This window comes from Myxococcus dinghuensis, from assembly GCF_024198235.1.
In the GTDB taxonomy this organism is placed as follows: domain Bacteria; phylum Myxococcota; class Myxococcia; order Myxococcales; family Myxococcaceae; genus Myxococcus; species Myxococcus dinghuensis.
Genome location: NZ_JAKCFB010000095.1, coordinates 1 through 4,590, shown reverse-complemented (window position 1 = coordinate 4,590; position 4,590 = coordinate 1). Strand labels below are relative to the sequence as shown.

The window sequence follows — 4,590 nt, the reverse complement described above, 5'->3', positions numbered from 1 at the left end:
CCGCCGCCCGAAGCGCGCCCGGTCGCACGGAGTCGGACAAGGGCCCTCGCCCGGGAAGCGTCTACGCGAGCCCGGAGAACCTGGGGGCGTTCGCGAAGAGTGTCATCGCGGCGGGCCGGCGCACGGGGGCCGCCGAGCTGGTGGACGCCGCGAAGCGCTTCGGCAACGCCGACGTGCAGAAGGCCGTTCAGCTCAGCAAGTTCGACTCGGCGGGCGTCCTGGTGCCCATCCAGCAGAGCGGCGAGGTCATCGAGTTCCTTCGCCCCGAGGCCGCACTGCTCAAGCTGGGCGTGCGCACGCAGACGTTCAAGGGCGAGCTGCACATGGGCCGCCAGACGGGCACCTCCGAATTCCGCTGGGTGGGCGAAGGCGAGACGGTGCCGAAGAGCGCGCCCAAGTACGGCAAGGTCGTGCTCAAGGCCCACAAGGGCATGGTGCTGGCCGACATCAGCAACGACCTGCTGCGAACCCCAGGGGTGGGTGACGCGGGCGTGGGCGAGGACATCCGCGCGACGGTGGCCGACGGCCTCGACGACGCGGGCTTCAACGGCGACGGCTCGGGCCCGACGCCCAAGGGGCTCTTCGCGCAGCTCGACGCCGCGCACTCCTTCGCTTCGACGGGCGTCACGGCCGCGGCGTACCTCGCCGACATCGACAAGGCGGTGGAGCTGCCGCTCACGGCGCATGTCCGCATGGGCAACGCGGCGTGGGTGATTCACCCGACGCGGGCGACGGCGCTGTTGCAGCTCCAGAACGCGGGCATCTTCGTGTTCCGTAACGAGATGCTCGACAAGGGCACGATTCGCGGCTTCCCGTTCGTCATGACGACGCGCGTCCCCTCGACGCGAATCACCTTCTCCGCCGATTGGCGCCAGTTCATCTACGGCATCGACGAGGACCTGATTCTGTCGGAGCACGACACGCGGGCCGAGTTCGACGAGACGACCATCCGCGCCATCGTGAAGGGGGACTTCAAGGTCCGCCAGCCGAAGGCGTTCAGCTCCATCACCTACGGCACCTGAGAGGCCCCACCATGAACGCCAATTCCACTGACGCGGGCGTGCTTGTCGGCATTCGCCCTGGAACCTCACCCGCCGCCGTCGGCGCCGGGACTCGCAACAGCGCCGCCGTCGACCGCATGGGCTTCGACTCGTGCGTGCTGACGGCTTCGACGGGCGCCACCACCGGCACCCCGACGGCCCTGTCGCTCGGCGCGAAGCTCCAGGACAGCGCCGACGGCCAGAACGGATGGACCGACCTCCCCGGTGCCGTCGTCGAGCCCCTCACGGCCCCCAACGCCGTGGCCCGGGTCAACGTCCGGTTGCCCACCGCGCGCCGCTTCCTGCGCGTCGTCGAGACGGTGGCCCTCACGGGCGGTACGTCCCCCACGCTCGGCGCGTCGAGCCTCATCGTCCTGTGCGGCCCGGACGAGATTCCAGCCGCCTAGCAGCGCGGGACGGAGCGGGGCGCCCTCACCCCTGGGGGCCCCCGTTTCGTCGTTCCTACGCCCTCCTGAGCCCCTTCCATGGCCCGCCCTACGGACCTCTGCCTTGCCGCCACCGTGGCCGCCGACCTGGGCGTGCCCGTCGACCCGCACGTGGAGCGCTGTGTCAGCGCCGCGAGCGGTGCGATTGCCGCCCTTTGCGGTCGTGCCTTCGAGCGGGCCACGGTGACGGAGTACCCGGCCAGCTACGGACGCCCCTACGTGCTGCTCGCCCGGCCCCCGCTCGTCGAAGTCCTGCGCGTCACCGAAGCGGGCGTGGAGCTGGCCGCGGCGAGCTTCACCGTGGCCGGGGACCTCGCGGCGGGGGGACTCCTCTACCGGCTTGCCGGCCTGTGGCCCGTGACGGCGCACGTCGGCGGGCTCGTCACCCTCACGGCGGACAGCCACCAGGGCCACCCGGGAGCGCTGGCCGTGACGTACACCGGGGGCTACGTGACGCCGGGGCAGCTCGCCCTCGACGCGTCCCTGGGGCCCGCCACCCTGCCCGCCGAAGTCGAGGAAGCCGCCATCCTCGAAGCCTGCGCGCTGTACCGGGGCCGGGGGCGTGACTCCGACGTGTCCGCCGAGAGCCTCGGGGACTGGTCCGTCAGCTACCGCGAGCGAGGGGCGGGCCAGCGCCTTGCGAGTCCCCGGGCCGAACTGCTCGTCGCGCCGCACGTCCTGTGGAGGGCGAGCTGATGGGCGGCCCCGACGCGCACTTCCGGCAGCTCGTCCGCTACGCCGAAGTCACGGGCCGCGACGCCTGGGGGACGCCGCTCGTCGGTCCTGTACACGTGGCCCCCGCGCGCATCCAGCCGAGCCGGAAACTGATTCGCGACGCCAGCGGCGCCGAGTTCGTCGCGTCCTTCGTCGTCTACACCGCCGCGCCCCTCACGCTTCGCCACCGCCTGTGGTTCCCCGGGGACGACGCTTCCGACTTCAACCAGGCCCGTCGTCCCGCTGCTGTCGACGAGTACGTCGACGGTGGGGGCGCGACGCGCTACCGGAAGGTTTGGCTCTAGTGGCTCGCGACGTCGCCGCAGACATGTCCGCGCTGCTTGCCTCGGGGGGCCTGGGGCTGAGCGTCGGAACCAACCTCTTCCTGGGCCCGACTCTCGAGGACGACGACGCGACGGTGCCGGACGTCTCCTGCTTCGTGCTGCAAACCGGGGGCGACCCGCCGCAGGGCTACCTCGGGGGGCGCAAGACGTACCGGACTGTCACCTGTCAGGTCCGAGTGCGCTCGGCCCGTGAGGACTTCCGGCAGGGGCAGGCGCTCGCGCTCGCGGCGCTCGACGTGCTGCACCTCGCGAATGCCGCGCCCTACGTGCTCGTCGAGGTCGACGAAGGCAGTCCCAACTACCTGGGCACGGATGGGAGCGACCGTCACTGGTGGACCTTCACCGTGGATGCCTCCTTCATCGATTCGAGCGCGTGAGCCATTCGCGGAAGTCACACCCATTTACAGGGGGCCATGGCACTCAAGGTCGCCCTCGATTTCCGGCTGCTCGACAAGCTGCGCAAGGTGGAGCGCCCCGTGTTGGACGCGCTGGCGCCCCTGGTCCACGCGCACGCGTCCACGGTGCTCCAGGCCAGCCGCGCCCTGGTGCCCGTCGGCGAGCGGGACACGGACGGTAAGCCGCCGCTGAGCACCTCGGGCTTCGTCGATGGCCCGGAGGTGAATGCCCAGAAGGCGAGCGTCAGCGCGACGGCGGGCTACGCCCACGACGCGGCGGGCGCCATTCACGAAGGCGTCCACTGGGGCGAGAAGCGCTTCGCCGCGCCCGTCCACTTCCTGCGCAAGCCCGCCCGGAAGGGCCGCGCCAGGTTCCGCAAGGCCGTGGCCGCGCAAATCCTCTCCACCCTCTCGCGGCTCTTCCCGAGCCGATAGGAGCCCGCATGTCCGCCCCTGTTGCTGCCCACCTCGACAGCGTCTCGGTGCGCTCGGACGCGACTGCCGCCCAACCCGCCGACCGCGTCGATGGCCTCACGGACGCATCGCTGAGCGAGTCGGGCGACTTCGTCGAGACGAACTACCTCGGAGGGTCGGGCTACAAGTCCCGCGTCCAGACGTTGAAGGACACCAGCGCCGACCTGTCCGGACACTTCATGGAGGGCGACGCGCCCCAGGCCGCGCTTCGCGACGCACGCGACACCGGGGGCACCGTCCACGTGACGTTCATCTTCGACCCGAGCGCCGCGCCGGGCGCCAAGGGCAAGCGCATCCCCATGGTGGTGAACAGCTACGACGAGAAGCTGACGCCGGGTGGTGTCGTCGAGTTCTCCGCCAAGCTCTTGGGCAACGGCGCCCCGGTGGCCGTCTGATGTCGGTCCTCCCCGCGCACGTCGGCTCCTTGTATATCGCAGGGCCGCCCGTGGTGTTCCTCAACGCCGAGGCCCTCCCTGTGGCGGGTGGCTCGGACACGGAGTTCCGAATCGCCGACTCCGCGCTGCGCCGCCTTGCCCCTCAGTCCCCTGTCGTCGTCGAAGTCTCGTCCGACGGCAACGCCTGGGCGGGAGTCGAAGCCGTCGTCGATCCACTCTTCGGCTACGTCCACCTCACCAGCGCGCCGGGGACTTCGGCCCTCGTGCGCGTCTCGGGTGAGGCGCTGCCCGTTCATCCGGTGGCGCTGGTGCGCTCCATCTCCCTGTCGGTGTCCAACGACGTCGTCGAGCTGCAAGTCATGGGAGACGGCTACAAGCGGCGCGCGGCGTCCCTTCGCGACTTCTCCGGGGAGCTGGTGGGGCTGACACCGCTCGACGAGGGCTTCATGGCTGGCGCCCCGTTGCTCATCGAGGTTGCTAAGGCGGCGGGCGCCCAGGTGTTCCGCGCATGGGTCACCGTGCCCGAGCTGTCGCACAAGCTCACGCCCGGCGCCCTCTACGAGCGCACCGTCAAGTTCACCGGCCACGCCTTCCCCATGGGGAACGGTGGGGCCATCGCCTGGGGCTACGGCACCCCCTGAATGCCGAAGGGAAACCTCATGTCCAACAAGCACAAGCTGCTGGCGAAGAACCGTCGCGTCGTGAAGTCGGTGGAGGTCGACGGCGTGAAGGTCGACATCATCAAACCGACGATGGGCGACCGACTGCGGCTGATTGAGCAG

General features: G+C 70.6%; 8 protein-coding genes. All 8 read left to right on the top strand.

Annotated features, from left to right (window positions below):
• Positions 1-1,022: phage major capsid protein (locus LZ198_RS42525; RefSeq protein ID WP_253977891.1), on the top strand; the 1,022-nt coding region annotated here is incomplete at its 5' end.
• A gap of 11 nt (positions 1,023-1,033) precedes the next feature.
• Positions 1,034-1,447: a hypothetical protein gene (locus tag LZ198_RS42520; protein ID WP_253977890.1), complete on the top strand. Its 414-nt coding sequence runs from the start codon at positions 1,034-1,036 to the stop codon at positions 1,445-1,447.
• Positions 1,448-1,525: 78 nt separating this feature from the next.
• On the top strand, positions 1,526-2,182 hold the full coding sequence (locus tag LZ198_RS42515) for a hypothetical protein (protein ID WP_253977889.1): 657 nt from the start codon (positions 1,526-1,528) through the stop codon (positions 2,180-2,182).
• Positions 2,182-2,505: a hypothetical protein gene (locus tag LZ198_RS42510; RefSeq protein ID WP_253977888.1), complete on the top strand. Its 324-nt coding sequence runs from the start codon at positions 2,182-2,184 to the stop codon at positions 2,503-2,505. The genes LZ198_RS42515 and LZ198_RS42510 overlap by 1 nt, the downstream gene beginning before the upstream one ends.
• A gap of 23 nt (positions 2,506-2,528) precedes the next feature.
• Positions 2,529-2,921 carry a phage tail terminator protein gene (locus tag LZ198_RS42505; RefSeq protein WP_253977887.1) on the top strand — a complete coding sequence of 131 codons (393 nt, stop codon included), beginning with the start codon at positions 2,529-2,531 and terminating at the stop codon, positions 2,919-2,921.
• Positions 2,922-2,957: 36 nt separating this feature from the next.
• The gene (locus LZ198_RS42500) at positions 2,958-3,374 is read left to right on the top strand and encodes a hypothetical protein (protein ID WP_253977886.1); all 417 of its coding nucleotides are present in this window, start codon (positions 2,958-2,960) and stop codon (positions 3,372-3,374) included.
• A gap of 8 nt (positions 3,375-3,382) precedes the next feature.
• Complete coding sequence (locus LZ198_RS42495; RefSeq protein WP_253977885.1) at positions 3,383-3,808, top strand: phage tail tube protein; 426 nt, start codon at positions 3,383-3,385, stop codon at positions 3,806-3,808.
• Positions 3,808-4,449 (top strand): hypothetical protein, encoded by a 642-nt coding sequence (locus LZ198_RS42490; RefSeq protein WP_253977884.1) that lies wholly within the window; start codon positions 3,808-3,810, stop codon positions 4,447-4,449. Before LZ198_RS42495 ends, LZ198_RS42490 begins: the two co-directional genes overlap by 1 nt.
• Positions 4,450-4,590: the final 141 nt, after the last annotated feature.

Excerpts from the sequence above, each read along its gene's own strand:
- LZ198_RS42520 (WP_253977890.1), top strand. The coding sequence starts at position 1,034 with ATGAACGCCAATTCCACTGACGCGGGCGTGCTTGTCGGCATTCGCCCT.
- LZ198_RS42515 (WP_253977889.1), top strand. The coding sequence starts at position 1,526 with ATGGCCCGCCCTACGGACCTCTGCCTTGCCGCCACCGTGGCCGCCGAC.
- LZ198_RS42510 (WP_253977888.1), top strand. The coding sequence starts at position 2,182 with ATGGGCGGCCCCGACGCGCACTTCCGGCAGCTCGTCCGCTACGCCGAA.
- LZ198_RS42505 (WP_253977887.1), top strand. The coding sequence starts at position 2,529 with ATGTCCGCGCTGCTTGCCTCGGGGGGCCTGGGGCTGAGCGTCGGAACC.
- LZ198_RS42500 (WP_253977886.1), top strand. The coding sequence starts at position 2,958 with ATGGCACTCAAGGTCGCCCTCGATTTCCGGCTGCTCGACAAGCTGCGC.
- LZ198_RS42495 (WP_253977885.1), top strand. The coding sequence starts at position 3,383 with ATGTCCGCCCCTGTTGCTGCCCACCTCGACAGCGTCTCGGTGCGCTCG.
- LZ198_RS42490 (WP_253977884.1), top strand. The coding sequence starts at position 3,808 with ATGTCGGTCCTCCCCGCGCACGTCGGCTCCTTGTATATCGCAGGGCCG.